Source organism: Microbacterium testaceum (assembly GCF_020781835.1).
Taxonomy (GTDB): domain Bacteria; phylum Actinomycetota; class Actinomycetes; order Actinomycetales; family Microbacteriaceae; genus Microbacterium; species Microbacterium testaceum_H.
In genome coordinates this window covers 83,123-108,157 of sequence record NZ_JAJGNJ010000011.1, presented here as the reverse complement: position 1 = coordinate 108,157, position 25,035 = coordinate 83,123, and the positions used below count along the sequence as shown (strand labels likewise).

Annotated in this window: 30 protein-coding genes and 1 tRNA gene; 11 read left to right on the top strand and 20 right to left on the bottom strand. The window is 71.9% G+C overall.

The window, feature by feature from the left end; genetic code table 11:
- The 5 genes from LL239_RS15140 to LL239_RS15120 all read right to left on the bottom strand — a co-directional run bounded on the left by LL239_RS15140 (position 1) and on the right by LL239_RS15120 (position 4,712).
- On the bottom strand, positions 1-1,377 hold the full coding sequence (locus LL239_RS15140) for an ABC transporter substrate-binding protein (RefSeq protein ID WP_228164275.1): 1,377 nt from the start codon (positions 1,375-1,377) through the stop codon (positions 1-3).
- 140 nt (positions 1,378-1,517) lie between these two features.
- On the bottom strand, positions 1,518-1,970 hold the full coding sequence (locus LL239_RS15135) for an SRPBCC family protein (protein WP_228164274.1): 453 nt from the start codon (positions 1,968-1,970) through the stop codon (positions 1,518-1,520).
- A gap of 108 nt (positions 1,971-2,078) precedes the next feature.
- Positions 2,079-3,284, bottom strand: coding sequence for an NAD(P)/FAD-dependent oxidoreductase (locus tag LL239_RS15130; protein ID WP_228164273.1), 1,206 nt, complete (start codon positions 3,282-3,284; stop codon positions 2,079-2,081).
- A gap of 67 nt (positions 3,285-3,351) precedes the next feature.
- Positions 3,352-3,678: a DUF7882 family protein gene (locus LL239_RS15125; RefSeq protein WP_228164272.1), complete on the bottom strand. Its 327-nt coding sequence runs from the start codon at positions 3,676-3,678 to the stop codon at positions 3,352-3,354.
- A 104-nt stretch (positions 3,679-3,782) separates the two neighbouring features.
- Positions 3,783-4,712 carry a helix-turn-helix transcriptional regulator gene (locus tag LL239_RS15120; RefSeq protein WP_228164271.1) on the bottom strand — a complete coding sequence of 310 codons (930 nt, stop codon included), beginning with the start codon at positions 4,710-4,712 and terminating at the stop codon, positions 3,783-3,785.
- A gap of 243 nt (positions 4,713-4,955) precedes the next feature.
- On the opposite strand from LL239_RS15120, the gene LL239_RS15115 reads away from it, so the two are divergent.
- Entirely contained in the window at positions 4,956-5,318 is a 363-nt protein-coding gene (locus tag LL239_RS15115) for a sugar ABC transporter ATPase (RefSeq protein ID WP_228164270.1), read from the top strand.
- Here LL239_RS15115 and LL239_RS15110 read toward each other — a convergent pair.
- The 4 genes from LL239_RS15110 to LL239_RS15095 all read right to left on the bottom strand — a co-directional run bounded on the left by LL239_RS15110 (position 5,288) and on the right by LL239_RS15095 (position 8,153).
- A complete protein-coding gene (locus LL239_RS15110) occupies positions 5,288-6,337 on the bottom strand; it encodes a glycosyltransferase (RefSeq protein WP_228164269.1) in 1,050 nt (349 codons plus the stop codon). The two genes, LL239_RS15115 and LL239_RS15110, sit on opposite strands and share 31 nt — an antisense overlap.
- A complete protein-coding gene (locus tag LL239_RS15105; protein ID WP_228164268.1) occupies positions 6,337-6,537 on the bottom strand; it encodes a CDGSH iron-sulfur domain-containing protein in 201 nt (66 codons plus the stop codon). The genes LL239_RS15110 and LL239_RS15105 overlap by 1 nt, the downstream gene beginning before the upstream one ends.
- Complete coding sequence (locus LL239_RS15100) at positions 6,534-7,601, bottom strand: iron-containing redox enzyme family protein (RefSeq protein WP_374197643.1); 1,068 nt, start codon at positions 7,599-7,601, stop codon at positions 6,534-6,536. Before LL239_RS15100 ends, LL239_RS15105 begins: the two co-directional genes overlap by 4 nt.
- A 99-nt stretch (positions 7,602-7,700) precedes the next feature.
- On the bottom strand, positions 7,701-8,153 hold the full coding sequence (locus LL239_RS15095) for an Hsp20/alpha crystallin family protein (protein WP_228164267.1): 453 nt from the start codon (positions 8,151-8,153) through the stop codon (positions 7,701-7,703).
- A 242-nt stretch (positions 8,154-8,395) separates the two neighbouring features.
- On the opposite strand from LL239_RS15095, the gene LL239_RS15090 reads away from it, so the two are divergent.
- Both LL239_RS15090 and LL239_RS15085 read left to right on the top strand, forming a co-directional pair.
- Positions 8,396-9,277, top strand: coding sequence for a manganese catalase family protein (locus LL239_RS15090; protein ID WP_228164266.1), 882 nt, complete (start codon positions 8,396-8,398; stop codon positions 9,275-9,277).
- On the top strand, positions 9,274-9,849 hold the full coding sequence (locus tag LL239_RS15085) for a DUF2231 domain-containing protein (RefSeq protein WP_228164265.1): 576 nt from the start codon (positions 9,274-9,276) through the stop codon (positions 9,847-9,849). Before LL239_RS15090 ends, LL239_RS15085 begins: the two co-directional genes overlap by 4 nt.
- A 69-nt stretch (positions 9,850-9,918) precedes the next feature.
- On the opposite strand, the gene LL239_RS15080 is transcribed toward LL239_RS15085, so the two are convergent.
- The gene (locus tag LL239_RS15080) at positions 9,919-10,806 is read right to left on the bottom strand and encodes an SDR family NAD(P)-dependent oxidoreductase (protein WP_228164264.1); all 888 of its coding nucleotides are present in this window, start codon (positions 10,804-10,806) and stop codon (positions 9,919-9,921) included.
- 215 nt (positions 10,807-11,021) lie between these two features.
- Between LL239_RS15080 and LL239_RS15075 the strand changes: the two genes are divergently transcribed.
- Both LL239_RS15075 and LL239_RS15070 read left to right on the top strand, forming a co-directional pair.
- Positions 11,022-11,801 (top strand): MBL fold metallo-hydrolase, encoded by a 780-nt coding sequence (locus tag LL239_RS15075; protein ID WP_228164263.1) that lies wholly within the window; start codon positions 11,022-11,024, stop codon positions 11,799-11,801.
- 65 nt (positions 11,802-11,866) lie between these two features.
- A complete protein-coding gene (locus LL239_RS15070; protein ID WP_228164262.1) occupies positions 11,867-12,694 on the top strand; it encodes a UbiA family prenyltransferase in 828 nt (275 codons plus the stop codon).
- A 43-nt stretch (positions 12,695-12,737) separates the two neighbouring features.
- Here the strand turns inward: LL239_RS15070 and LL239_RS15065 are convergent, their stop codons facing one another.
- From LL239_RS15065 to LL239_RS15055, 3 genes are all read right to left on the bottom strand, one after another.
- Entirely contained in the window at positions 12,738-13,859 is a 1,122-nt protein-coding gene (locus tag LL239_RS15065; RefSeq protein WP_228164261.1) for an FAD-dependent oxidoreductase, read from the bottom strand.
- The gene (locus tag LL239_RS15060; RefSeq protein ID WP_267189325.1) at positions 13,852-14,517 is read right to left on the bottom strand and encodes a methyltransferase domain-containing protein; all 666 of its coding nucleotides are present in this window, start codon (positions 14,515-14,517) and stop codon (positions 13,852-13,854) included. Before LL239_RS15060 ends, LL239_RS15065 begins: the two co-directional genes overlap by 8 nt.
- A 71-nt stretch (positions 14,518-14,588) precedes the next feature.
- Positions 14,589-15,680 carry a type III polyketide synthase gene (locus LL239_RS15055; RefSeq protein WP_228164259.1) on the bottom strand — a complete coding sequence of 364 codons (1,092 nt, stop codon included), beginning with the start codon at positions 15,678-15,680 and terminating at the stop codon, positions 14,589-14,591.
- Between the two features lie 157 nt (positions 15,681-15,837).
- On the opposite strand from LL239_RS15055, the gene LL239_RS15050 reads away from it, so the two are divergent.
- Positions 15,838-16,161 carry a hypothetical protein gene (locus tag LL239_RS15050; RefSeq protein ID WP_228164258.1) on the top strand — a complete coding sequence of 108 codons (324 nt, stop codon included), beginning with the start codon at positions 15,838-15,840 and terminating at the stop codon, positions 16,159-16,161.
- A 21-nt stretch (positions 16,162-16,182) separates the two neighbouring features.
- On the opposite strand, the gene LL239_RS15045 is transcribed toward LL239_RS15050, so the two are convergent.
- The 5 genes from LL239_RS15045 to LL239_RS15025 form a co-directional block, all read right to left on the bottom strand.
- Positions 16,183-17,025, bottom strand: a complete 843-nt coding sequence (locus LL239_RS15045) for an SDR family oxidoreductase (protein WP_228164257.1) — start codon at positions 17,023-17,025, stop codon at positions 16,183-16,185.
- Between the two features lie 88 nt (positions 17,026-17,113).
- Positions 17,114-18,310 carry a glycosyltransferase gene (locus tag LL239_RS15040; RefSeq protein WP_228164256.1) on the bottom strand — a complete coding sequence of 399 codons (1,197 nt, stop codon included), beginning with the start codon at positions 18,308-18,310 and terminating at the stop codon, positions 17,114-17,116.
- Positions 18,311-18,567: 257 nt separating this feature from the next.
- The gene (locus LL239_RS15035; RefSeq protein ID WP_228164255.1) at positions 18,568-19,143 is read right to left on the bottom strand and encodes a DUF3618 domain-containing protein; all 576 of its coding nucleotides are present in this window, start codon (positions 19,141-19,143) and stop codon (positions 18,568-18,570) included.
- Entirely contained in the window at positions 19,140-19,553 is a 414-nt protein-coding gene (locus LL239_RS15030) for a phage holin family protein (RefSeq protein ID WP_228164254.1), read from the bottom strand. Before LL239_RS15030 ends, LL239_RS15035 begins: the two co-directional genes overlap by 4 nt.
- Positions 19,531-20,235 (bottom strand): hypothetical protein, encoded by a 705-nt coding sequence (locus LL239_RS15025; RefSeq protein ID WP_228164253.1) that lies wholly within the window; start codon positions 20,233-20,235, stop codon positions 19,531-19,533. Before LL239_RS15025 ends, LL239_RS15030 begins: the two co-directional genes overlap by 23 nt.
- A gap of 204 nt (positions 20,236-20,439) precedes the next feature.
- On the opposite strand from LL239_RS15025, the gene LL239_RS15020 reads away from it, so the two are divergent.
- Positions 20,440-20,898: a MarR family winged helix-turn-helix transcriptional regulator gene (locus tag LL239_RS15020; protein WP_228164252.1), complete on the top strand. Its 459-nt coding sequence runs from the start codon at positions 20,440-20,442 to the stop codon at positions 20,896-20,898.
- Between the two features lie 14 nt (positions 20,899-20,912).
- Here LL239_RS15020 and LL239_RS15015 read toward each other — a convergent pair whose 3' ends face one another.
- Positions 20,913-21,257: a hypothetical protein gene (locus tag LL239_RS15015; protein ID WP_228164251.1), complete on the bottom strand. Its 345-nt coding sequence runs from the start codon at positions 21,255-21,257 to the stop codon at positions 20,913-20,915.
- Positions 21,258-21,427: 170 nt separating this feature from the next.
- On the opposite strand from LL239_RS15015, the gene LL239_RS18075 reads away from it, so the two are divergent.
- Positions 21,428-22,363, top strand: coding sequence for a helix-turn-helix transcriptional regulator (locus LL239_RS18075; protein WP_228164250.1), 936 nt, complete (start codon positions 21,428-21,430; stop codon positions 22,361-22,363).
- Between the two features lie 16 nt (positions 22,364-22,379).
- Here LL239_RS18075 and LL239_RS15005 read toward each other — a convergent pair whose 3' ends face one another.
- On the bottom strand, positions 22,380-23,870 hold the full coding sequence (locus LL239_RS15005; protein ID WP_228164249.1) for a SulP family inorganic anion transporter: 1,491 nt from the start codon (positions 23,868-23,870) through the stop codon (positions 22,380-22,382).
- 92 nt (positions 23,871-23,962) lie between these two features.
- Here LL239_RS15005 and LL239_RS15000 point away from each other — a divergent pair, with 92 nt between their 5' ends.
- The 3 genes from LL239_RS15000 (at position 23,963) to LL239_RS14990 (ending at position 25,034) form a co-directional block, all read left to right on the top strand.
- On the top strand, positions 23,963-24,334 hold the full coding sequence (locus LL239_RS15000; RefSeq protein ID WP_228164248.1) for a MerR family transcriptional regulator: 372 nt from the start codon (positions 23,963-23,965) through the stop codon (positions 24,332-24,334).
- Positions 24,331-24,906 (top strand): GNAT family N-acetyltransferase, encoded by a 576-nt coding sequence (locus LL239_RS14995; RefSeq protein ID WP_228164247.1) that lies wholly within the window; start codon positions 24,331-24,333, stop codon positions 24,904-24,906. The genes LL239_RS15000 and LL239_RS14995 overlap by 4 nt, the downstream gene beginning before the upstream one ends.
- 36 nt (positions 24,907-24,942) lie before the next feature.
- A tRNA-Ser gene (locus LL239_RS14990) sits at positions 24,943-25,034 on the top strand.
- The last annotated feature ends 1 nt before the right edge of the window (position 25,035 follow it).

Genomic DNA, 25,035 nt, shown 5'->3' with positions numbered 1-25,035 from the left:
TCAGCGGTTCTCGATCTCGGCCCACGCGTCATCGAGGGCGTTCTGAGCCGTCTGCTGCGCCTCGGCCAGGGCCTGTTGCGGGGTGGACTGGCCGTTGAGCACCGCGTTGACGGCATCCTGCCAGGCCTGCGTGAACTCGGCGTCTGCGGGGTTCGCCGGAAGCGAGAAGGTGTGGTCGTTCGCTTCGTACATCGCCTCGACCGCGTCGCTCCACGGAGCGGTGGTCGCCGTGACCTTCTCGCGGACGAGGTCGTCGGCGGCGGCGTTGCCGGTGAGGATGCCGGTGAAGGGCTTGCCCTCGGCCTCCCGCGCCGTCAGTCGGGCGTCGGCGGCGGCCGCCCACGCGTCGACGGAGGTCATCACGCGCGCCCAGCGGCACGCGGCCTCGGGGTTGGCACTGCCGGCGGGAATGGCCCAGGCCGAGCCCGAGGCGTAGGCGAGCGGCTCGCCCTCCATGTCGCGCACGGTGTCGAACACCAGCGGCGCGTCGGGCGAGACGTCGTTGAGGATGTTGACGTACCACTGCTCCATCGGCATCGCGCCCAGGACGCCGGTGGCGAACTGGTTGCCCGCTCCGAAGAAGTCGGCGGAGTCGCGGAACGCCTTCACCGCACTGAACCCGCCCTGCGCGTCGTAGATCCCGACGGCCCACTCCAGCGCCTGCACGACGGCCGGGTCGTCCAGCTGTGCGGTGCGCCCATCCTCCGAGATCAGGTCGGCGCCGCCGGCCTTGGCCCACAGGGGGAGGAACTCCGGCAGCTTGCTGTCGACGCCGATGACGTCCAGTCGTCCGCCGTCGCGGCGCATGAGGGCCTCGTTGGCCGCCGTCATGGCATCCCGATCCGACCCGTTGACCGCGGAGACGTCGAGCCCGGCCGCGGCCAGCAGGTCGGCGTTGGCCATGGTGATCTGGATGCCGTTGAACTCCGGGATGCCGTAGACGGCGTCGTCGAGCGTGACCTGCGCGATCGCCGAGGGCACGTACTGCGCCGTGTCGATGCCCTCGCCCTCGATGCATCCGTCCAGCGGGACGATGGCCCCGCGAGCGGCGAGTGAGCCGATCTGGTTGCGGTCGGCGTAGATGATCTCGGGAGGCTGGCCGCTGGCGATGGCGGAGAGGAACTGCTGGATGTCGAGTTCGCCCTCGACGAGGGAGACGTCGACGCCGCCGAGAGACTCCTTCGCCAGGTCCATCCGCGTGGTGGCGACCTCGTCGACGCCGCCGAACCCCATGACGGTCAGCGAGCCGTCGAGTTCGGCACCGGAGTCGTACTCGGCGCCGGAATCATCGGCGCCGCCGGTACCGACGGCACAGCCGCCGAGCGCGAGGACGCTCACGCAGGCGAGGGGGAGAAGAAGACGGCGGGGGGATGCCATGGCGAGACCTTTCTCTTCGCCCACGTGAGAAGTGGGCAACAGGGGAAGGTAAGAACCACTCCTCGGAGAAGCCGAGGGGGTTGACAGCGAAAGAGCCGGACCCGCCCCAAGGGCGGGTCCGGCTCTCCCGGAGTACGGCGTCAGCTGACGTCGCCGCGCCACGCGCCGGACTCGGCACCGCGCGACTCGATGTACTCCTTGAAGTGCTCGAGGTCCTTCTTGACCGAGTGGTCGTCGGCGCCGAAGACGGCGCCGGCCTTCTCGAGGAGCCCCGTGGGCTCCCAGTCGATCTGCACCGTGACTCGCGTCTCGCTGTCGGAGAGGCGATGGAAGGTGACGACTCCGGCGTGGTTCTCCTCGCCGCCGACGCTGTTCCAGGCGACCCGCTCGTCGGGGTGCTGCTCGGTGATCTCGGCGTCGAACTCGCGCTCGGCTCCGGCGATCTTCACCTTCCAGTGCGTGAGCGTGTCGGTCTTCTGGGTGATGGACTCCACGAAGCTCATGAAGTGCGGGAACTCCTCGAACTGGGTCCACTGGTTGTAGGCGACGCGGACGGGAACGTCGACGTCGATGGTTTCGATGACCTGGGCCATGATCTCCTCTTTCGTGTGATCCGGGGCGGACCCCAGTCTTCGCGCGTTCCGGCCCCGGACCCCCGGGGGTTGAGCGATCGGCTCGAGTGGCCTATAGGCGTCGATCGCTCACGCGCGGCCGCGCAGGATCATGTGCCAGTACACCCAGGGCAGGATCCGGCGATCGGCGATCCACGTCGAACGTCGCTCACGCGACAGCGACCGCCAGAACGGGATCGTCGGCCGAGGTCGCCCCCATCGGTCGAACTCGGCGAAGACGACCGTGCCGCGCGAGACCGTGAACGGCACGACGCTGTAGCCGTCGTACCGAGCGGCCGGCTTTCCGCCGTGCAGGACGGCGCGCATGTTCTTGGCCAGAACCTTGGCCTGGGGGCGTATGGCCCCTCCCGAGGGACGCGTCGCGACGCTCGCCGCGTCGCCGAGCGACCAGATGTCGGCGAACCGGCGATGCTGCAGCGTCTCGGGGTCGACGTCGACGAACCCGTGCGGGTCATCGTCCGCGGACAGTCCGCTGCCGGAGATCCATTCGGGCGCGCGCTGCGGGGGGACCGCGTGCAGGACGTCGTACCGGATCGTCTCCTCGTCGTCGCCGTGCCCGATCGTGACGGTGCGGGCATCGGCATCCACCCGTCTCACCTCGCGGGAGTACCGCACCTCGACGCCGTACCGGTCCAGCACACGGTGGAGCTCGCGGTCGACGTCGGGGACGCCGAACGGAACCGGATCGGGCAGCACGAGGATCACGCGGATGTCGTCGAGCACCCCGAGCGAACGCCACCAGTCGCACGCGAGGTACAGGGGCTTCTGCGCGGCGGCGCCGCACGAGGCCGGCTCCGGCGGCTGCGTGAACACCACCGTGCCGCGGCGCAGGTCGCGCAGGGTCGCGGAGGCGCGGGCGGCAAGACCGAGCTCGTAGTTCGACACGCCCTCGGCTCGATCCATGGCGTCGGTGAGCCCGGGAACCGACTCCCACGCCAGGCGCAGCCCGGCCGCCACCACGAGCTGGTCGTAGTCGAGGTGGCCTCCCGAGACCAGATGCACGCGATGCTCTACCGGATCCACCGTGAACGCCTCGTCGCGGAGCCATCGCACCCCGGGTGGTGTGACGTCGCCCTGCGGGCGCACGGCCTGCGATGCGCGCGCCGTCCCGCCGGCGATGTGCGATTGCAGCGGCGCGTACACGTGTCGTGTGCGGGGCTCGACGACCGTGACGTGGCCGATCCGTGCGCGGGTCAGGCGCCCGGCGATCGAGAGTCCGGCGTTGCCGCCCCCGATCACCACGATGTGCGGACCCGGGGTGGGCGAGTGCGGCATGCGGCATCCTTCCGTTGTCTTCAGCCAACCGCGCCCGTGCCGCACGAGCGAGCGGGTTGACAGGGGCTCATCCGAACGAATCCGACGCGCCGGCGTCCTCCGGGGGCTCGGGGACGACGTACAGCCCGGCGGGCGAATTCGCCATGGTCATCAGCGCTTCGAGCCAGCTGCGGTTCAGCGCCGGCGGCCGTCCCCCGTGGAATTTGAAGACGATGTTGGACCGGGGGTGCAGCCACACCGACGTCCGCCCTCCGCCCGTGCTGACGTCGTCCTTCCACTGGAAGTAGAACGGCTCCCCGCGACGCAGTTTGTTGCCCACCACGATCTGCAGGTGAGCGAGAAGGCGGTCCTCGAAGTCGGCACGGACGGTGCCCTCGTAGATGAACTTGCCCATGACGCATCCTCCTCGTAGACGATCTCGTCACTCTGCCTCGCGTCGCACGCCGCGTTCATCGGTGCAGACGCCTCGCGCCATCACGGCACGGAATGCGACGACGTTCAGAACATCCGGGCGGTCTGGCTCGGGTTGCGGCCGTACACCTCGCGGTAGTACCGCGCGAAGCGCGAGGGGCTGGAGAACCCCCATCGCCGGGCCACCTCGCCGACGCTGTCGTCGCCGCTGTGCAGATCGCGGTGAGCCGCGGTGAGCCGCACCGTCCGCAGGTACGCGGACGGCGTCGTATCCAGCGCGCGGCGGAAGGCGTGCTGCAGACCGCGCGTGGAGATGCCCGCCGCCTCTGCGATGTCGTCGATCGTGATCGGGAGGTGGGCGTGGGAGTCGATGAAGGCCAATGCGCGACGGACGGTGCGAGGAGCGGCGGCACGTTGCCCCGCCCGATCCAGGGCCTCCAGGTAGGTCGTCGAGAAGGTCGTGAGCGTGGACAGCAGCGCGTGCCGCTCGAGTTCGGCGGCGACGAGGGGGTGCTCGTGTCCGGACACCAGGGCGGATGCCACATACCCGAAGCTGCGTTCCCACTGCGACGCGAGCATCCGGTCGCGGGCGACCGGGTCGATCGCCCGGAGAACGAGGCGGTCGTCGCCCGACACCGCCCGTGCGACGCGCTCGGCCGATGTGCGGTCGAACAGGAACGCCCGCACCTTGCCCGTGCCGCTCCACCGGCCATGCATCGGACCGTCGCCGGCGATCCAGGGCTGCCGCGGGTCGATGTCGCGATCGTTCGTGAAGACGCGTCCGTCGAGGGCCGCCAACTGGCACGCCATGATCTGATCGTCCAATTGGATCGACGAGCGCACGTCCGCGCGCAGGGAGTACTGGACGAGGGAGAACGTCCCGGATTCGATCGAGGACCACTCGAATCGAACATGGACGGGGTCCACGCGGTCCAGCCGTGCGCTCGGGATGAACTGCTGCCACACCGCTTCGACATCGCCGGCGCCGGTCGCGCGCACGGTGAGGACTTCGCCCATGTCTGCCCTTCTCCGCGGTGGTCGGACCGCGGCATCCGAGACATCTTGCCCTCGCCACCGCAGCCGAACGCGCGGGAGGACACCGTGCGCGATGCTCGGCCCCCGAGCGAAACGGTCGCGTTACGAGGTGTCTCCGGACGGTGTCAAGGGGCGGGAGCCACGGGTGTGCCCGGGCGTTGGATGGAGCGAGTCGCCGTACGGCGATGCGTGCGCCCGACGCACGGACGACCGAAAGGATCCCCCATGAGCGACGCCTCGATCGACCCCGTCTCGTCCGACCCGACCGTGCCTTCGGCGCCCGACGGCGTCACCGGCGTCCAGCCGTTGCGCGACGGCGACACATCGATCGAGCCGGACCCCGCGCTCGATCCGGCCCAGGCGGAGTGGGATGCCACCACCGCCCGCGACGAGGGGGCGGATCCGGCGGACCTCGCCCCGGCCACGGCGACGGGGGCGGACCCCGCCGAGATCCCTGCCGACGACTCCGACATCCCGCTGGAGGACGTGCACCCCGAGTCCACCGGCACCGACTCGCAGGGCGAGGACCCGGGTGTGGTCGAACTCGGCGAGGAGGGTCAGGGCGACCTCGCACCCGAGGATCTCTGACCTGCGGGTGAGCTTTGGGTGTCCGGTGCGCGCGAAGCGGCCGTGGCCCCGCGTACGCCGCGTCCGGGCGCGCAGTGACGGCGGCGGAGTTCTCGAAGAGAAGTGGCGGCGTGCGGAAACCGCGTATCCGCGTATCGCACGCCGCCGCGCGCCCGCGCGCCGAGGGCGATCCAGCTCGTGACCGCGCGTTCGAGCGCCCAGAGCGGTGCCCACAGCGGCGCCGATCGGGGGAACTCGCGGTGCCCGCCCGCGCGCCGACGGCCGAACTCGGCGGCGGCCACGACCCCGAGCGTGAGCAGCGCCAGGAGGTCGGGGCGGCGACGCAGACCGAACACGAGCGGCGCGATCGACAATTCGAGGACCAGACGCAACGGTTGTGCGTGGCTGTCGTACGCCTGCCGGACCCGTTGACCGAGGAAATGCCGCAGCGTGGGTGGACGGCGCGCGACGTAGACGTCCGGACGGAGCCGGAGCCTGCCGCCCGTGACGCGGACGGTCCGTTCGAGCTCGAGGTTCTCGAACAACGCGTCGGCGTCGTAGCCGCCCGTGCGGTCGAGCACGCTGCGGCGCACGGCATACGTGCCGGGGTAGTCCCGGTGGAAGGCGCGGTTGACCAGGATCCGGCCGGTGTCCCACCGCGCATGCCACGGCAGCGGACGGAAGACGTTCTGCGGGGCGACGAGCTCGGCGCCCTCCAGCGCGGAGACGACGACGTCCAGGCTGGAGCGGTCGTACCGGACGTCGTCGTCGGCGAGGACGACGCGCTCATGTCGCGCGAGTGCGAGACCGGTCAGGACGCCGCGGACCTTGCCGTTGGCGCCGCGGGTGATGTTCGGCTGGATGTGACGGACGTGGGCGGCCCAGGAGTGCGCGTGGGCGGCGAACAGGTCGGCGTCCGATCCGTCAACGACGGTCACGTCGATCCACCCTGCGAGGACGCGCAGGTACTCCGTGAGCTCGTGCAGTGCCTCGTCGTCGTCCCAGCGCAGGGGGAGCACGTACTCGGCGGCGAGACGCATCAGTCGTCGGTGCGGAACCCCGCGGGCTTGTGGGTCCCGTCGCAGAACGGTTTGATCGCCGACAGTCCGCAGCGGCACAGGGCCACGGTGCGGCGGTGCTGGGGGATCGACCTGCCGGACGCATCGCGCAGGTCCACCTCGCCGCGCACGAGCAACGGGCCATCGGGGTAGGCCGTGATCCGCGGCGGGTTCCGGCTCATCGCGCATCCTCGGGGCGCAGGGAGGACTCGCCCCGCGACCACGCATCCAGCAGGTGGGCGCCGACCCGGCCGTCGACGCTCAGGCAGGCCGCAGCGCCGAAGACGATGTCCGGGAGGAGATCGGGTCGGTCCTCGGCCAGGCTGCCGGCGAGGTCGCGGGCGGCGATCTGCTCGTGAACGGCGTCCGCCTCCACGTGCTCGTCGAAGTAGCCGCAGACGTCGTCGTCGAAGCCCAGGCGGCGCAGGCCTTCCGAATACAGGCGGTTCGGGATCGATGAGGTCATCTCGAAAGCCGCGAGGTGTCCCACGACGGCGCCCAGCAGGCGCCGGTTGAGACCGAACATCGACATCGCGTTGTGCGAGGCGAGCGTCACGGCCGGTACGTCGTCGACATAGGCGCCGTACGCATCCGAGAGCCCGGCGCCGCGGACCGCGCGTGCGAACAACTCGGCGTGGACGCGCTCCGGGTCGCCTCCGCCGTACTCGTCGGACTGGATCTCCACCAGTGCCGCTTTCGGGCGCCCGGTCAAGCGCGGGATCGCCCAGGAGTGCGGGTCGGCCTCGCGCAGCGTGTACACCGTGCGGTGCACGAGGAACTCGTGCGCCTGGTCCAGGGTGGCTCTCCTCGCCAGATAGCGCGACAGGCTCGGGCCGGTGTCGGCGGCGGTCAGAGCGAACAGCGCACGTGCCACGGCATCCGCCGTCGCCGCCGGGAGCTCCGGCTGGGAGACGCGCCGCCGCAGCGTCGCCTCGAACGCACGCTCGATGACGCCGCGGGTCGCGATGAGGGAGGGGTCCCACTCGAGGTCGGGGTCGAAGGCCGCGACGGAGCCGTACGCCGACGCGTACAGCGCGAACAGAGCGAGCTGGAGATCGTCATCGATCTCGACGTCGGACGAGGCCGCCACGGCCGCGTCGGCGAGAGCGGTGTGGTTCGTCGCGGCGCCGTCGGCGAGGTGGCCGAGCACAGCCGCGCTGACGGGGCCGCGGGGAGTGAAGGGCAGCGCGGGCGCGTCGTCGGCGCCGGCCGCCAGGGGATCGTGGGGGGAGATGGTCACGGACACTCGAGCACTCTGGAGGTGTCCCGGGGGATCGCCGAGGCCCTTGACAAGGTCCACGCATGCGACGAGGGAGCGGCCCGGGCCGCTCCCTCGTCAGGCGGATCACTGCTCGATCGGCTGCGGGGCGCTCTCGTGCGCGGAGATCACGTCCCCGGAGTCGTCGGTCGAGACCGCGATGCGACGCGGCTTCGCCTTCTCGCTCACGGGGATGGTGACCGACAGCACGCCGTTGCGGTAGGCGGCGCTGATGCGCTCGGTGTCGATGCCCTGACCGAGGTTGAGCTGCCGGACGAACGAGGCGGTCTCCCGCTCGCGCGTGATCCACTTCACGTCGTCGCCCGCGGCGAGGGTGCGCTCGGCCCGGATGGTCAGCAGCTGGCCGTCGACGTCGATGTCGACCGAGCCGGGGTCGACCCCCGGCAGATCGGCGGACAGGACGTAGTGGTCGCCGTCCCGGTAGAGGTCCATCGGCATGCGGCGCGGTCCGCCGCGGCGGGCGTCGAGGAGCGTCGACGCGAGGCGGTCGAGGTCGCGGAAGGGGTCATAAGCGGCCATGGTCGTTTCTCCTTATCGATCGGTCCGGATGCCGGCATCCGGAGAGTGCCTGAAGTTGAGTCACCTTCGCTCAACCTGATGTCAGATTAGCACTCTCACGGGGAGAGTGCCAAGACCTCGTCGCGCGATTGTGCCCCCGCTCGCGGCCTCTGACAACCCCCGTGCCGAGCCCCCGCCCGCGGGCGTTTCGTGGCCGTCGATGCCGCGCCCCCCGGGCGGCGTCCCGACGACCAAGGAGCGAGATGTACTTCCACCGGCAGGAACTCCAGCACGCAGCCACACCCGACAAGCCCGACGCCGTCTACGCGCGCAAGCTGCAGGAGGTGCTCGGCGGACAGTACGGCGAGATCTCCGTCGCGATGCAGTACCAGTTCCAGGCCTGGAACATGCACATGCCGGGCAAGTACCGCGACCTCGTCTTCGGGATCGGGGCCGAGGAGATGGGACATGTCGAGATGCTCGCGGTCATGATCGCGCAGCTCCTGGAGAAGTCGCCCCTCGGCATCACCGAGGAGGCGGTCCAGAACGACCCCACCGTGGCCGCCGTCATCGGCGGCACCGACATCCAGCACGGCATCGTCGCGGGGGCGGGCGCGCGGCCCGTCGACTCCAACGGCAATCCCTGGCAGGGAAGCTTCATCACCGCCAGCGGCAATCTGCTCGCCGACTTCACGGCCAACGCCAATGCGGAGATGCAGGGGCGGGTGCAGGTCGCCCGGCTCTACCACCAGACCGACGACCACGGGGTGAAGGATCTCCTGGCGTTCCTGCTCGCCCGCGACACCATGCACCAGAACCAGTGGGCGGCCGCGGCGGCCGAACTGCAGGAGGAGGGGCTCGAGAGCCTGCCCGTGCCCAGCAACTTCCCGCTCGAGAAGGAGGACCGCGACGTGTCGTACCAGTACATCAACTTCTCGGACGGCGCCGCAGCGGCGGAGGGCCGGTGGGCATCGGGGCCGACGCCCGACGGCAAGGGGGAGTTCACCTATCTGGCCTCGCCGGAGCCCGGCGTGCCGATGCCGCCGCCCACGCACCCCGACGTGCGCTTCTACGGCACGACCGAACTGCCCAACACCGTCGAGAAGCTCGCCGGACGCGCCCAAGACGCGCTGCACAAGGAATGAGCGGGGCCGGACAGCCCGGGGCCGGCGCCGAGCAGCGGCTCGGCGCCGGAGGGGAGCGGACGGGCGCCAGCTTTCCCGCGATGCGCTCGGCCAAGCGCCCGCGCTCGGTCGTGGCCGGCCCGTACGGGCATCCGTTCCATCCGATCGCGGTGACGATCCCGATCGGTGCGTGGACGTCCAGTCTCGTCTTCGACCTGATCGGTCTCGCCGCGGACGAGCCCGCCGCCTTCGCCGCCGGATCGCGGCTGCTGATCGCGATCGGTCTGGTGGGTGCGGTGGTCGCCGCGGTCCTCGGCCTGCTCGACATGTCCCGCATCGAGCGCCGCACGCCCGCGCACCGCACGGCCCTGGTGCATCTCGCGCTCAACACGACGGCGATCATCCTGTTCTCCCTGGGTCTCGTCGTCCGCCTGCTGGATGCAGGGCGCATCCCCGCCGTGGCCTTCGTGCTGAGTCTGATCGCCGCGGCCGGCCTCACCGTGTCGGGGTGGCTCGGCGGCAAGCTCTCGTACCGGTGGGGCGTGCGCGTGGCCGACGAGCAGACGCAGCGGGAGGGTTTCGAAGCGCGGTGAGACCGCCCGCGGGGCCGCCTCGGCGAGACGGCCCCGCGCTCGGCCGTGATCGGTGGCGCTCGGCGCCCGTCAGTGCCGACCGCGCGGGATCCGGCGCCATCCGCCGCTGATCGCGCCGCGGTCGTGCAGGGGCGTCACCACGGCACCGGTCGTGGGCTCGGCAGGCCGGTGCCGAAGTCCCAGCGTGCGCTGCAGCAGGCGCATGCCGCGGTCGTACACGTCCGGCGCCAGCGCGCGGAGGGGTCTGGCGGCGAACTGCGCGGCGCCGACCGCGATCTCGTTGCGGCGTCCGTGCGTGGCGCGTTCGATCGCGCGCGCGACCCGCGACGCCGAGACGACGGGCGGCAGCGGATAAGGCGTGCGGCCGGTCGCATTGGCCGCGCGACGGTAGATCGGGGTGTCGACGCTGGCGGGCAGGACGATGCGCACCCGGATGCCGCGCTCCCCGAGCATCTCCTGGCGCAGCGCCCGTGCGAACCCCAGAAGGCCGTGCTTGGCCGCGACGTAGGGTGCGACGTAGGCGCCCGCGACCTGCGAGAAGAGCGACCCCACGAAAACGATCGTGCCCGTCCCGCGACGGCGGAAATGCGGGAGCACCGCGTGGGCATCGCGCATCGGTCCGAGGAGGTTCGTCTCGATCACGCGGTCGCGCACGGCATCCGGGGTCTGTTCGACCGATCCGTAGGAGAACACGGATGCCGCCGACACCCAGACGTCGATCCGGCCGAAGCGCAGGATGGCGGCGTCCACAGCGCGCCGCGCGGAGCCGGGCAGCGCCAGGTCCAGCGTGAGCGGCAGGACCTCTGCGCCGAGCCGGCGGCAGTCCGCCGCGGCCGCGTCGAGCGCCACGCGATCCCGGCCGACGAGCGCGAGCCGAGCGCCGCGTCGGGCGAAGCGGACGGCGGTGGCCCGGCCGATGCCTCGTGAACCTCCCGTGATGACGACGACCTGCGGCATGCCACTCCTCACGCTCGATCCTGCGCGGGTGCGGTGCCGTCGGCCGGCAGCGCGTCGCGGGATGCCGGTACGGTAGGCCGCGGCGGTGCGGCGGGGGACGGGGTTGACGGGAAGGGGCGCGCTCGACTTTGAGCGCCCACGACGCCGCGCTACCCCTGCGCCCGCGACCGCGCAACCCCGTGGGTCCGTCCGCCGAAGGCCCGCACAGTGGCGCAATGACGTCCCACGACACGGCGCCCGGCGCAGGATCCTCCGGCGACGGCATCGCGGAGGTGGCGGACGGGGTGCTCAAGATCACGTGCGCCGTGACGAACTCCTACCTCGTCGACACGGACGACGGGATCATCCTCATCGACGCGGGACTGCCGCGCAGCTGGCCGCTCGTCCTCGAGGCGCTGCGCGCGCGTCGAGCGTCGCCCGACGATCTGGTCTCGCTGTACCTCACACACGGCCACTTCGACCACGTCGGGCTCGCGAAGCGTCTCCAGGACGATCACCACGTGCCCGTCCACGTGCACGCGTCCGACGTCGCCCTCGCGCGGCATCCCTACCGTTACGACCGGGAGGCCTCGCGCCTGCTGTACCCGCTGCGGCACGTGGGTGGGCTGCCCCACCTGTTCCGCATGGCCGTGGCCGGTGCCCTCGGTGTCCGCGGCATCCGAGCTCGGGGGGATGTCTCGCCGGGCACGCCGGTGCTCGGGGGTCTCGTCCCCATCGCCACGCCCGGACACACCCGCGGGCACATCGCATACCACCTGCCGGGCCGAGGCGTCCTGTTCAGCGGTGACGCGCTCGTCACCCTCGACCCCTACACCGGGCGACGCGGCCCGCGCATCGTCGCCCGCGCGGCCACCGCCGACAGCCCGGTCGCGCTGCAGGCGCTGTCCGCGCTCGAGGCGACCGAGGCGGCCGTCGTCCTGCCCGGGCACGGTGACGCGTGGCCGCACGGCGTCCGTCGGGCCGTCGCCGAAGCCCGCACCGCGGGGCCCCAGTGAGGCTGCGCCTGACCGCGGCCCCGGCCGCCCGCCACCGGGCCGCGACCAGACGGTACCGTCGTCACGTGTCCGATGCCCCCGCCACATTGCCGCTCGTGCGGGCGCTCTGGGGCGCGACGCACCCCGGACCGACCCTCGTCGTCACGGCCCTGTCGCTCGCCCTCGGCGTCGCCGCGGGCCTGGAGGCCGGGCGCCTCGCGGTGCTGGTCGTGGCGGTGTTCGCCGGCCAGGTGTCGGTGGGTCTGTCCAACGACGCGATAGACGCCGCGCGCGACATCGCCGTGGGTCGGACCGACAAGCCCGTCGCGAGCGGAGCCGTCACGCCCGAGCGCGCGCTTGCGGCCGCGGTGGCATCCGTGGTCCTCGCCCTCGCGCTGTCGGTGCCGCTCGGGCCGGGGTTCGTCGCCGCCCACACGGTCGCCCTCGCGTCGGCATGGGCCTACAACGCGGGGCTGAAGTCCACACCGTTCTCGCTCCTGCCGTTCCTGGTGAGCTTCGGTCTGTTCCCGTCGTTTGCGACCCTGGCGCTCCCGCAGCCGGAAGTAGCGGCGCCGTGGGCGTCGCTGGCGGGGGTGGCGCTCGGCGCGGCCGTCCACCTCACCAACGTCGTGCGCGACCTCGACGACGACCGCGCCACCGGCGTCCGTGGACTGCCGCACCGGCTCGGCGCGCGGGTCAGCGTCGTCGTCGCGGCCGCGGGCATCGTCGTCGGCGCCGTCGCGGTGTTCACCGGATCCGGCGGCGGGATCGTCGGCGCGGTCTTCTTCGTCGCCGTGATCCTCGTCGCGGTGGCCACGATCGCGCTGGCCGTGTCGCGTGCCCCGGGGCGGGCGGTGTTCCAGCTCACGATGCTCGCGGCGCTCCTCCTCGCCGTCCACCTCGTCGTCACCTGAGTCCTTCCCGCGTCCGGCGGTCGTCACCGCACCACCGGCGCGCTCACCACCGGCGCGCCGCCGCGTCGAACCCCATCGCGTACGCGCGCGTGAAGACCGCCCCGCCCGGACCGCGCAGGACGGCGCGTAGAGCCGCGGAACGCGCGGCGTGTCCGGCCCGTGAGGCCCCGCGCCCGAGCATCGTATTGAGCCACGCCAGGCGCGCCGCGTGCCGAGCGGATGCCAGCCGGCTCCGCTCCCACCGGGCGAGGTCCTCGGGCGCGGGGCCGCGCACCCACTGCGCGAGCAGCGGCGACAGGGTGAGCGCGTCCAGCAGGCCGAGGTTCATGCCCTGCCCGCCGATCGGGCTCACCTCGTGCGCCGCGTCGCCGACGACGACGACGCGCCCTCGCCGCAATGCCGGGGCCACCGCCCGGCGCACGCGGAAGGTCGATGCCTCCGCGGTGTCCACGTCGAGCCCGATGCGGTCTGCGAGCGCGGTGCGCAGGAAGCCGGCGGCATCCGGCACGTCGGACGTGCCCGCCCAGGCCACGAGTCGCCGCTTCCCTCCCGGCAGGGGGAACGACTCCACGACGCCGTCGCGTTCGAGGTGCACGAGCGCCGTCGCATCGCCCGGGGCCTGGACATCGACCATCGCGTACCGGTCGGGGTAGTGGTGCGTGCGCACGGCGTCGGGCCGGTAGACGAGGCCGCGCCCCGCCCAGCCGGCGGCGACGACCACGACCTTCGCGCGTCGCTCGTCCTCGCCGCGCGCGCCGGCGGTGCGCACGCGCACCTCGGTCCCGGTGTCGCGGACCGCCGTCACGCCCACGCCGCGGTGCACCGGCGGACAGAGGCTCGTGAGCACCTCGACCGTGTCGGCCTGCGCGAGTGCCGCGACGTACGGATGCCGCGCCCGCAGCCGGTCGAACCGGATGGCGGAGAGAGTCCTCCCGTCGGCCCGCGCCTCGCCGCGGCGGATGCGCACCGCTCGCGCGAGCAGCGCGTCCGTCGCTCCGGACGGCTCGAGGCGGGCGAGGACGGGGGAGTGGATGCCGATGGCCCGCGTTCCGGCGTCCGCATTCGCGCGCCGCTCGACGATCTCGACCTCCACACCGCGGCCGCGCAGATCGGCGGCCAGGGCCAGTCCCACGGGCCCGGCGCCCACCACCAGCACCTCAGCCACGGTGATCCCCCGTCCCGGCCGCGACGGCCAGCACCCGGAACGGCGCCGGCGTCTCCACCCGCCAGGGGCCACCGAGCGCCCGTGCCAGCTCGTCGGCGCGATAGCTGCGGCGGATGGAGCGCAGGCCGTCCGTGCGCAGGAACGTGCCCGGTGCCAGCGGCGTCACCCCGACGGCGTACAACGCATAGGCCCATCGCCCCCGCGCGATGTCGGCGTGCAGGACCATCGAGCGGGCGAGGGTGCGCGAGTCGTCGACGAAACCGCGCAGCTGCGCGGCATCGAGGTGATGGAGCACATGATTGGACAGCACGATGTCGAACCGCTCACCTGCGGCGAGCAACGCCGTCGAGTCGCGCGACACGAACCGGACGCCGGACCGTTCGCGCTCGCGGGCCGCCTCGAGGGCGCGCGGATCGGGGTCGGCGCCGACCCACTCGACATCGAATCCGTCGCGCGCGGCAAGACCCGCCAGACGTACCACGACGTCGCCGCCGCCGCACCCGAGGTCGAGCACGCGCGCGGGACCGCCCAGCTCTCGCAGCACCGGGCGCACGTGCGTGCGGTACACCCCGCCCCACCCCGACACCGCGCGATTGACCAGATCGAAGCGACGGTAGGTCGCCGCGAGCGTCCGTGGGTCGCAGTCGGGGTCGTCCATCAGTTCCGTGAGGTCGGTGTCGCGGCGGGCGAGGCCCCGCCAGACTCCCCGCCCCCCGGCCCCCACGGTGGTCACTCGGGACGGCGCAGCATGAGGCGCGCCGCCTCCACCGTGAGGCCCGGGCCGAACGCCAGCGCCGCCACGTGCTCGCCGTCCACGCGGTCGGCATCGGCGAGCAGGTCGCGCAGGATGAACAGCAGGGTCGCGCTCGACATGTTGCCGTGCGCGCGCAGGACCTCGCGCGACGGCGCGAGGGCGGTGGCCTCCAGGGCGAGCGCGGACTCGACGCGGTCGAGGATGCTCCGTCCGCCGGGGTGGACGGCCCACGCATCGACCTGCGCGAGGTCGCCCAGGACGTCGGCGGCGATCGCCGCGATCTCGCGGCCGATGATGCGCGGAACCTCGGGGGTGAGGGTCATCTCGAAGCCCGAGTCGCCCACCGTCCAGGCCATGTCCTTCTCGCCCTCGTCGGTGACGTAGGTGGCGAACCCCTCGAGATCGAGCACGGGTCGCGTTCCGTCGCCCGCGGCGACCACCGCCGCCGCAGCCCCGTCGGCGAACACCGACGCCGCGACGATCTGGTCGGGGTGCGACGAGGTCTGCCAGTGCAGCGAGCACAGCTCGGCCGCGGCCACGAGGACCACCGCTGCGGGATCGGCCGCCACGATCCGAGCCGCGAGCCGCAGCGCGGGGATCGCCGCCGCGCACCCGATGAAGCCCAGGTGATAGCGCTCGACGCTCGGTGACAGCCCCAGGTCGCGCACGAGAAGGTAATCGGGACCGGGGGCGAACATCCCCGTGCACGAGACGGTCACGACGTGGGTCACGGCATCGGCATCCCTCCCCGACCCGGCGATCGCGGCTTCGGCTGCTTCGGCGAACAGTGCCGGGGCGGTGCGGCGGTACTCGTCGTTGCGGGCGCCCGTCGGGGGCATGAGCAGGCTGTCGCCCGCACGTGCCGCCAGTCCCTCGGCGTCGCCTCCGGCCAGCTGCGGCAGCACCGTGTGGCGGGTGTCGATGGCCGCGGCGTCGAACGCGGCGCCCACCAGGCGCTGGCTGCGCCGATCGAATCCGGGCTGCGAGGCGAACAGGTCGCGCAGCGCCGACTGGGCGACACGGGTGCGGGGCAGGGCCGTGCCGATCGAGAGGATGCTCGCGGTCATGACTCACTGTAGGCACGGTTTGCCGACGCGGACGCGGGGATGGTGCCGCCCCCGCGGGCCGTCTATGGTGCGGAACTCCCCAAACGGGGTGTCAACCCCGTCGAGAGCGCAGACCCGACGACCGTACGGTGGCCGTCCTGCCTCCGGAAGGATCCTCATGAGCGACGTCGACCCCACCCGTGTGACGAACCAGGATGCCGTGCGCCGCCCGAAGCCGCGCGTGTGGATGGTGGCATCCGGCCTTCTGGCCCTCGTGGCCGTCGTGCTGTTCGCGTTCGCGATCCCGATCGTGGCGGCGTGGGCATGGATCGGGATCGCGTTCCAGGTGGCGATCTTCGCGGCGATCGCCGTCAACGGCTTCACCGGACGACGCGGCTCGTACCAGGGCTACATCTTCGCCGTGCTGATGTGCGTGCAGGCGGCGGTGGCGCTGCTGGTCATCGTCGTGATCGCGGTCGCGGCCTGGGCGCCCCTCGGCTGACCGCGGGACGCCCGCGCCGCGTCAGAGGATCGGCTTGCCGCCGGTGACGGCCACGCGTGCACCCGAGACGTAGCTGCCCTCGTCCGAGGCCAGCAGCACGTATACCGGTGCCAACTCCGCGGGCTGTCCCGCGCGGCCGAGCGGCGTCTGCTCGCCGAAGCTCTCGACCGCCTCCTCGGGCATCGTCGAGGGGATGAGCGGTGTCCACACCGGGCCCGGCGCGACGCTGTTGGCCCGGATGCCCCGCTCGCCGAGCAGCTGGGCGAGCGAAGCGGTCATGTTGGCGATCGCGGCCTTCGTCGCCGCGTACGGCAGGAGCGTGGGATTGGGCATGTCGGAGTTCACCGAGCTCGACCCGATGATCGACGCCCCCTGCTTCAGGTGCGGCAGCGCCGCTTTCACGAGGTGGAAGTACGCGCTGACGTTGGTCGCCCACGTGTAGTCCCATTCCTCGTCGGACACCTCCTCGAGGGTGTCATGGCTCATCTGGAACGCCGCGTTGCTCACGAGCACGTCCAGTCCGCCGAGCTGATCGACGGTCCGGGCGATGAGGTCGCGGCAGTGCTGCGGGTCGGACACGTCGCCGGGCAGCAGGATCGCGCGGCGGCCGGCGTCCTCGACGAAGCGACGGGCCTCCTGGGCGTCCTCGTGCTCGTTGAGGTACGCGATGGCGACGTCGGCGCCCTCACGGGCGAACGCCAGCGCGACGGCCTTGCCGATGCCGCTGTCGCCGCCGGTGATGAGCGCGACCTTTCCCTCGAGGCGGCCCGAACCGCGGTAGCTGTCCTCGCCGTAGTCGGGCTTGGGGTCCATGGCCCGGTCGGTGCCGGGAACGTCCTGCTGCTGAGCGGGCTGCTGGGTCATGTCTCCTCCTGGGGGTCGGGGACGTACCACTCCACCGCTCGCCCGGCGATCGCGCACGAGGGTTGACAGGCCGGCCTCCTCCGGGGGGTCAGGCGGCGAGCACCTCGGGCAGCACGAGATCCTCGATCGCCCCGCGGTAGTCGGCGATCATGCGGCGGCGGTCCAGGCGCGCACGGGCCGAGATCGCGGCGGACCGCAGTTCGACCCGGCGCGCGATCGCCTCGTCCCACGCCGCGGCGATCGCGTCGGCGTCGCGCGGGGTCACCAGGCCGATGCCCGCCACGACGCGTGCGGCGTCGCCGACATCGGTCGTGACGGGGACGGCGCCGGATGCCGCGCCCTCGGCCAGGCACAGCGGCGACGCCTCGCCGAAGGCGCTGGTGAGCGCGACGACGTCGGCGATGCGGTAGAGCGCGGGCATGTCCTCGCGCAACCCCAGCGCGTGGAGAGCTGCACCCGCACCCAGACCCGCGGCGGCGACGAGCGCCGAGAAAGCCGGATTGCGGTGGGTCATCCCCGCCCCGCACAGCACGTAATGGGCACCCGGATTCCGACGCGCGTGGCGTGCCACGGAGTCCAAGAACAGCCCCGGGTCCTTCATCGCGTCGAACCGTGCCGCCAGCAGCACGACCGGGGCGGACTCGGGGATGCCGAGCGCGTCGCGAATGCGGCGCCGCTCGGCGCGCGTGCCGGGACGGAACCGGCGAGTGTCGATGCCGTTGTCGATCACCCACGCGCGGGACGTGGCCACGCCCGCGCGCGCGTACGCCAGCGAGGTCGACGCTGCGCACGAGATCGTCGCCGACACCGCGCCGGTCGCACCGGCGTCGACGAGCCACCCCAACGCCGGACCGGAATGGGCGGGGTCGGACCGGTGCAGGCAGGCCGCCGTCGGGCGATCGGGCAGCATCCCGGCGCGATCGAGGGCGACGACCAGGCTCAGCGGCTGTTCCTTCAGCGAGAGCACGATGTCGGCATCCGCGATGAGCGCGGCGGCGTGCGCGAGCTCGGCGTCGGTGAACGAGTCCGGAGTCATGGGCTCGTCCCCCGCGATCCGGTCGAAGGTCTCGATGCGCACGCCCGCGTCGCGGAGCGTATGGAACCGCGTGTCGTCGTGGGCGTGCTGCACGGACGCATCGCGACGGGCCGCCGAGGTCAGCGACAGCACGCGATGATGCTGACGCCCGTCCGAATGCAGTCCTGCGACGACATCGGAGTGGAGGATGCGGGCTCCTCCCGCGAAGAATCCCTCGTACAGAGACAGCACACGCACGGGTCGGGTCATCCTGATCGCTTTCCGGGGAGGGGCGCCGCGGTGCGGTGCCGAGCCGATCACCGCGGTTGCGGTTTCCCCATGCTGCGGGGTCGACCCCCGGCGGCGGGTTACGCCCCGAAGACCATTGCGTGAACGCGTGCGACCGGAAAGAGCCGACGCGCCGGCCCCCGGGGGAAGGGACCGACGCGTCGGGAGCAGGGGCCGCGGGCGGCCCAGGGAGGAACCGCGGGACGGAACGAGCCCGGTGCCCCGTCCCGCGGGGTCTGTCAGGCCTGGCGCACGTTCTGCCCGGCCTCCTGAGCCTGGTCGCGCACCGTGGACGCGGCCGAGGCCGACTCGTCCTTGACGTGTCCGACGGCTTCGCTCGCCCGATCCTTCAGGGCCGAAGCAGCCTCCGAAGCCGGCTCGCGCAGGTCCTCGACGATCTCGTGCGCGAGGTCCTTCGCGCCTTCGACGACCGGCTGCGCCTTGTCCTTCGCGGCGGCGGCCGCGTCGCGCTCGCCGCGCGTGGGCGGGATGAGGGAGGCGACCACCATGCCCACCCCGAAGGCGACCAGCCCGACCGCGAGCGGATTGCCCTTCGCCTTCGCGGTCGCGTCGTGGGCGGCACCGTGCACCGCGTCGGCGGCTCCGTGGGCGAGGCCCGACGCGCCGTGCGCGGTGTCGTCGGCGGCGCCCATCAGGCGATCGCGGAGTCCGCTCACCGCGCGGTGCACCTTGTCCTTCTGGCGGTCGACGATCTTCGACGGCGTGACCTTGTCGGCGAGCGCGTCGACGTCGGATCCGAGATTCGCGCGGGTGCGCTCGATGTCGGCGCGGATGGCTTCCGGTGAATCGGTCATCGGTTCTCCTCGTTTCTGGTGAATGCGTCCGGAATCTCACGGAGGGTCTCCGCCGTGACCGGCGCGCCCTCCACCTTCTTCAGCTCGGTGCGGCCGACCGCGTACAGGATGCCCGCGATGATCGCCCAGACCACGGCCACCACGACCGCAGCCCATCCCTGCCCGATCAGCAGAGTGAGGGCCGCCCACAGGGCGAGCGACAGGAACAGCACGACCATCCCCGCGGCGTAGCCGGCCCCGCCCAGGAGGCCCGCGCCCTTGGCGGACTTCGAGGCGGTGTCCTTCAGCTCGGCCTTGGCCAGCGTGAGCTCCTGGCGGACGAGCGTCGACATGTCACGGGTGACCTCGCCGACCAGCTCGCCCAGCGACGTCGTAGCTGCGCGCTGTTCAGACGGTGTCGGGTCGGTCATGCGACTGCTCCCCTCCGGTGCCGTCGATGAGGTGCGCGGATCGGCTGTACACGGGGGTATCGGCCTCGACGGCGACACCCTCCGTCGCGCGTGCCTGCGCGTCTGCGGCGGCGAAGCGCGGACCGTCGGAGGCGACCGCGCCCGGGGAGCCGTCCGTGTTCGCGTGAGTGGCGGACGAGGTCGCTCCGGCGGCGAGCGCTCGGGTGAGTCGTCCGACGACCAGTCCTGCCAGCGCGGCGCCTGCGATGAAGGCACCGGGGCGCCGGCGTGCGAACGCCTTCACGTCGCCGAGCAGCTCCTGCGGGTCGCGGTCGGAGAGCCAGCGGCCCGCCGAGGAGGCGTGCGTGGCGATCCGTCGCACGAGATCGCCGGCGATCCCGGACCCCTCGTCGGCGTCAGCCATCCGCGACAGATCGTCGCCGAAGGCGCTCGCGCCGTCCGCGAGACGCTGCTTCTGACCGGCTGCCTGCTCGGAGAGCTGTCGTCCGGTTTGGGACAGCAGCTGGGTGAACTGGGTCTTGGCTTCGCTCGCGACCGCGCCCACTTCTTCCTTGCCGGTCCGGGCGACGCCGGCGGCTTCGTGTCCGACGGTCTCCGTGACACCGGATGCCTCCTGCGCGGCCGTCTCCGCTTTCGCGGTCACGCCGGCTTCTCCGTCGTTCGACGCAGTGAACTGCGACATGGTCGCTCCTTCCGTCCTGCTGTTGGGGGGAGGTCCGGTATACGGCGCATCCGTACAGCGGCGCGCCACCCTTGCGCCGCCCGTTCCGGCGTGCAACGCGCGCACCGGCCCGAGGGGCCGCGCTCGATGGCCCGCGCGCAGAGAACCGCGACGCGTCGCGCGCATGCCCTCACGCCGCTCGTCGCACCAGTACGATCAGGGGTCGTGCAGAACTCCTCCGACTCGCCCGCGGCGCCGAGGACGCGCTCCGATCTCGGACGCGCTCTCGTGGCCTACGACGAGGCGCGTCGCGCCGCGACGGCGGCGGCGCGTCGCACGCTCGGCCTGAACGAGCTCGATGCGAAGGCGCTGATCTTCGTGGCGCAGAATCCGGGCGCCCGGCCGTCACACGTGCGCGATCACCTGGGCATCACGTCCGCCGGGGTGACGACCCTCATCGACCGGCTCGTACAGCGAGGCGCGGTGCGCCGGGATCTCGACAACGAGGACCGACGTGTGAACCACATCACTGCGACGGTGGATCTGGAATGCCCTCCGTGGTCTGCGTTGCGCGCGTACGACGATGCGGTCGAGGCCGCCATCGAGACCATGGACCCCGCCGAGGCCGACGCGGTCGCGGCGGCTCTCGATCGCCTCACCGCGGCGGGAACGGCATCCGGCTGACGCGCTGAGTCGCCTCAGGTGCGGTCGTCGAGGAAAGCTTCCGCGCGCGCCTGCAGGAACGTGCACAGGGCGGAGAGCATCGCCAGTTCGCCCGACAGCGCGAGGACGCGCGCCGAGCCGAGCGGTGCGGCGCTCTCGCGCGGCTCGAACGTCACGGCCCATCCGGTGGAGCCGGGCTCGGTCTCGGGAGCCACGTAGAACGTCGTCGAGACACTCCGCAGTCGCGCGGCGATCAGTCCCCCGTCGGAACCGTCGTCGGCGTCCTGCGGGATCACGCGCAAGATGCCGGCGTCGTCGTACCCGAGCGCGCGGAAGTCGTCGATCCACGTCTGCAGCGTGGTCATGGTGCGAAAGGGCATGGGGGCATCCCGTCGGTAAGGGGCGCAGCGGGGGCGGCGACGATAGATTATCCGGTATTTCTTCGATGCGACGCGCATCTCCTGCCGCGATGGGACCGGTTTCATCGCACAGATCGCCGCGCTGCGCAACGGTCTATCCGCTTTCTGCACGTCGTATTTATGAAATGCCTGTGGAACATACGCACGTCGAAACCAGGGATGCCACCACGGTCGAGGAGATGTGGCAGACCGTCCTGCCCGGAGCCCGCATCTCCCGGGCCGACGGCATCCAACCCGCTTTCGTCTTCCACGGGGCCGCCCAACCGGGCTTCGGGTTCTGCGATTACACCGTCGGTTCGACGATGGTGACCGAGACGGACCCCGACGACCAGCTGATCGTCGGGCGGATCGGGGGCTCACGCATCCGGGCGACGTATCGGCGAGAGCGCATCGACACGACGGTGCCGTTCGTCGTCGTCGACCGCCCGATCGAGATCGCGTTCTCGGGGCGCATCGCGGGCACCGCCGTGTCCTTCGCGCGCACCGACGTGGACGAGGCGGCGCGCAGGCTGTCCGGCGACGATGCCCTGCGCGTGCGTCCGACCGGGCACGCGCCCGTCTCCGAACATCGTCTGCGCTACTGGAACCGCACGTGGGAGTACGCCAGGGACGTGCTGCTGCGCTCTCCCGAACGTGCTCCGGTGATCGAACAGCAGGTGCGCACGCTTCTGCTCGAAGCCACGCTCATGACTTTCCCGTCGACCTTCACCGAGGCGCTCGCCGCGGGGCGGCCCGCGCGGCCGTTGCCCGCTCCCGTTCGTCGGGCGAAGGCCTACATCGAGGCCCACGCCACGGGGCCCATCGCCCTGGCCGACATCGCGCAGGCGGCGCGGCTGTCGCCGCGCGGTCTTCAGTACGCCTTCCGGACGGCGACCGGACGTACGCCGATGCAGTACGTCCGCCGCGTCCGTCTGGATGCCGCCCGTGCCGAGCTGCGCGGAGCGGACCCGTCGGTGGACACGGTGGCCGCGATCGCCGCGAGGTGGGGTTTCTCCAACCTCGGTCGCTTCGCCGCGATGTACCGGAGCGAGTTCGGCGAGACGCCGTCCACGACGCTCCGCTCCTGAGGGCGGCGTCGGCGTCTCAGTGCCCGCCGAGCGTGCCGCTGAGCCGGCCGTGGAAGTTCGCGGTGGCCGGATTCATGCCGGTGATCTCGACGGTCGTGCCGAGTCGGGCGTATCGGGTCTGCACAGCGTCGAGCGCCGCGACCGTCGAGGCGTCCCAGACGTGCGAATCGGACAGATCGATCACCACCCGGCCGGGGTCGCGGTGGTAGGCGAACTTCGTCGTCAGGTCGTTGCTCGAGGCGAAGAACAGCTCGCCCTCCACGCGGTATCGGGCGAGGTCCCCGTCGACCTCCCGGTGCACGGTGGTGACGCCGGCCACACGCCGCGCGAACAGCACTGCGGCGACGACCACCCCGACACCCACGCCGATGGCGAGGTTGTGCGTCCACACGGTCACGGCAACGGTCGACAGCATGACGATCGTCTCGCTCAGCGGCATCCGGCGCAGGGACGAGGGGCGGATGCTGTGCCAGTCGAAGGTCGCGACGGAGACCACGATCATCACCGCGACCAGGACCGCCATCGGGATGACGGCGACCACGTCTCCGAAGACCAGGACCAGCACGAGCAGGAAGACCCCGGCCAGGAACGTCGAGATGCGCGTGCGGGCCCCCGACGCCTTCACGTTGATCATCGTCTGACCGATCATCGCGCAGCCGCCCATCCCTCCGAAGAGGCCCGAGAGCACGTTCGCGGCGCCCTGGCCGAGCGACTCGCGTGTCTTCGATGAGGGCGTGTCGGTGATGTCGTCGACCAGAGCCGCGGTCATCAGCGACTCGAGCAGACCGACCACCGCCATCGCGAGGGCGAACGGGAAGATGATGGCCAGGGTCTCGAAGGTCAGCGGCACGGTGGGCAGGAGCAGCATCGGCAGGCTCTCGGGGAGGGCGCCCTGTTCCCCGACCGTGGGCACCGAGATCCCGAACACGACGGCGGCTCCGGTGAGCAGGACGATCGCCACGAGCGGCGCAGGCACGGCGCGCGTGAGCCGGGGGAGCAGGTACATGATCACCAAGCCGGCCGCGGTGAGCGGATAGACCATCCACGGGACGCCGATGAGCTGTGGCACCTGCGCGACGAAGATGAGGATCGCGAGGGCGTTGACGAACCCCACCATGACGCTCCGGGGGATGTAGCGCATGAGCTTGGCCACGCCGAGGAGTCCGAGGGCGACCTGGAGGATGCCACCGAGGATCACCGTGGCCACGAGGTAGTCGACCCCGTGCTCGCGGGCCACGGGGGCGATGACGAGCGCGATGGCCCCCGTCGCGGCGGTGATCATGGCCGGTCTCCCGCCGAGGAAGGCGATCGCCACGGCCATGACGAACGACGAGAACAGGCCGAGTCGCGGGTCGACCCCGGCGATGATCGAGAAGGCGATCGCCTCGGGGATGAGGGCGATGGCGACGACCAGGCCGGCCAGCACCTCGCGGGTGAGCAGGCGCGGGGAGCGCAGGGCCTGCCGCACGGTGGGCTCGGGGCGCGGGCGCGCGAGGACGTCGGTCACAGGGACTCCGGTGGGGTGGGGGAGAATCGAGGGGTCGCGAACGCGACCGGGCAACTCTACCGTAACGAGAGGGTTGCCGGATCGGGGAGGTCATGAAGAACGTGCGGCGGATGCAGATCGGCGAACTCGCCGAACGGACGGGGCTCTCCGTCCGCACCCTCCGCCACTACGACGAGATCGGTCTCCTGCGCCCGTCCGCGCGGTCCGAGGGAGGCTTCCGCCTCTACACCGACGAGGACGAGTCGCGCCTGCTGCTGATCCGTCGTATGAAGCCCCTCGGTTACTCCCTCGAGCAGATGGGGGAACTGCTCGCGGTCGTCGACGGCTTGGCCGGAGCCCCCGACGACCTCGCTCTCCGGGCCCGGCTCGACGGCATCCGCGAGGAGGCGAGGGCGCGCCGCGATGCCCTGCGCCGTCAGGTGGAGGCCGCGGACGAGTTCCTCACTCAGCTGGCGGCGCGATGACCGCGCACTCGCTCGAGCTCGTGGGCTTCGGCGTTCGTCTCGCGCCGGCCCACCCCGACGACGCCGCCGAAGCGTGGCTGCTCACCGACGCCGACCTGTGGCGGGGGATGACGACGCCGTGGCCCGCGTCCGCCGAGGAGTACGCCGACCGCATCGATCAGCAGCGCGCCGCCCCGGGCGTCTTCGCATTCACCGTCCGGGATGCCGTCACCGGACGGGTGCACGGGGCCACGACGTTCTACGACCACGCGCCCGCACAGGGCCGCGTCGAGATCGGCACGACATGGTACGGGCGCGAGTTCCAGGGCGGTCGGACGAACCCGGCGGCGAAGATGCTGCTCCTGACGCACGCGTTCGAGGAGTGGGAGCTCAACCGTGTCGCCTTGCGATGCGACGCCCGGAACGACCGCAGCGCCCGTGCCATCCAGCGACTGGGCGCCACGCCCGAGGGGCGCTTGCGTCGGCACCGGATCGCGGCGGACGGCACGGTCGGCGACACGCTGTACTTCTCGATCCTCCGTGACGAGTGGCCCGAGGTCCGCGCGGGACTGGTCGGCCGTCTCGCTCTCTGACGGGCGCCCCTTCGGCGCCGTGTAAGATCGTCTGTTGGAAGTGTGTCCGAGCGGCCTAAGGAGCATGGCTGGAATCCATGTAGGCGGGGTAACTCGCCTCGCAGGTTCAAATCCTGTCACTTCCGCCAG

Excerpts from the sequence above, each read along its gene's own strand:
- LL239_RS15140 (WP_228164275.1), bottom strand. The coding sequence starts at position 1,377 with ATGGCATCCCCCCGCCGTCTTCTTCTCCCCCTCGCCTGCGTGAGCGTC.
- LL239_RS15135 (WP_228164274.1), bottom strand. The coding sequence starts at position 1,970 with ATGGCCCAGGTCATCGAAACCATCGACGTCGACGTTCCCGTCCGCGTC.
- LL239_RS15130 (WP_228164273.1), bottom strand. The coding sequence starts at position 3,284 with ATGCCGCACTCGCCCACCCCGGGTCCGCACATCGTGGTGATCGGGGGC.
- LL239_RS15125 (WP_228164272.1), bottom strand. The coding sequence starts at position 3,678 with ATGGGCAAGTTCATCTACGAGGGCACCGTCCGTGCCGACTTCGAGGAC.
- LL239_RS15120 (WP_228164271.1), bottom strand. The coding sequence starts at position 4,712 with ATGGGCGAAGTCCTCACCGTGCGCGCGACCGGCGCCGGCGATGTCGAA.
- LL239_RS15115 (WP_228164270.1), top strand. The coding sequence starts at position 4,956 with ATGAGCGACGCCTCGATCGACCCCGTCTCGTCCGACCCGACCGTGCCT.
- LL239_RS15110 (WP_228164269.1), bottom strand. The coding sequence starts at position 6,337 with ATGCGTCTCGCCGCCGAGTACGTGCTCCCCCTGCGCTGGGACGACGAC.
- LL239_RS15105 (WP_228164268.1), bottom strand. The coding sequence starts at position 6,537 with ATGAGCCGGAACCCGCCGCGGATCACGGCCTACCCCGATGGCCCGTTG.
- LL239_RS15095 (WP_228164267.1), bottom strand. The coding sequence starts at position 8,153 with ATGGCCGCTTATGACCCCTTCCGCGACCTCGACCGCCTCGCGTCGACG.
- LL239_RS15090 (WP_228164266.1), top strand. The coding sequence starts at position 8,396 with ATGTACTTCCACCGGCAGGAACTCCAGCACGCAGCCACACCCGACAAG.
- LL239_RS15085 (WP_228164265.1), top strand. The coding sequence starts at position 9,274 with ATGAGCGGGGCCGGACAGCCCGGGGCCGGCGCCGAGCAGCGGCTCGGC.
- LL239_RS15080 (WP_228164264.1), bottom strand. The coding sequence starts at position 10,806 with ATGCCGCAGGTCGTCGTCATCACGGGAGGTTCACGAGGCATCGGCCGG.
- LL239_RS15075 (WP_228164263.1), top strand. The coding sequence starts at position 11,022 with ATGACGTCCCACGACACGGCGCCCGGCGCAGGATCCTCCGGCGACGGC.
- LL239_RS15060 (WP_267189325.1), bottom strand. The coding sequence starts at position 14,517 with ATGGACGACCCCGACTGCGACCCACGGACGCTCGCGGCGACCTACCGT.
- LL239_RS15055 (WP_228164259.1), bottom strand. The coding sequence starts at position 15,680 with ATGACCGCGAGCATCCTCTCGATCGGCACGGCCCTGCCCCGCACCCGT.
- LL239_RS15050 (WP_228164258.1), top strand. The coding sequence starts at position 15,838 with ATGAGCGACGTCGACCCCACCCGTGTGACGAACCAGGATGCCGTGCGC.
- LL239_RS15045 (WP_228164257.1), bottom strand. The coding sequence starts at position 17,025 with ATGACCCAGCAGCCCGCTCAGCAGCAGGACGTTCCCGGCACCGACCGG.
- LL239_RS15040 (WP_228164256.1), bottom strand. The coding sequence starts at position 18,310 with ATGACCCGACCCGTGCGTGTGCTGTCTCTGTACGAGGGATTCTTCGCG.
- LL239_RS15035 (WP_228164255.1), bottom strand. The coding sequence starts at position 19,143 with ATGACCGATTCACCGGAAGCCATCCGCGCCGACATCGAGCGCACCCGC.
- LL239_RS15030 (WP_228164254.1), bottom strand. The coding sequence starts at position 19,553 with ATGACCGACCCGACACCGTCTGAACAGCGCGCAGCTACGACGTCGCTG.
- LL239_RS15025 (WP_228164253.1), bottom strand. The coding sequence starts at position 20,235 with ATGTCGCAGTTCACTGCGTCGAACGACGGAGAAGCCGGCGTGACCGCG.
- LL239_RS15015 (WP_228164251.1), bottom strand. The coding sequence starts at position 21,257 with ATGCCCTTTCGCACCATGACCACGCTGCAGACGTGGATCGACGACTTC.
- LL239_RS15000 (WP_228164248.1), top strand. The coding sequence starts at position 23,963 with ATGAAGAACGTGCGGCGGATGCAGATCGGCGAACTCGCCGAACGGACG.
- LL239_RS14995 (WP_228164247.1), top strand. The coding sequence starts at position 24,331 with ATGACCGCGCACTCGCTCGAGCTCGTGGGCTTCGGCGTTCGTCTCGCG.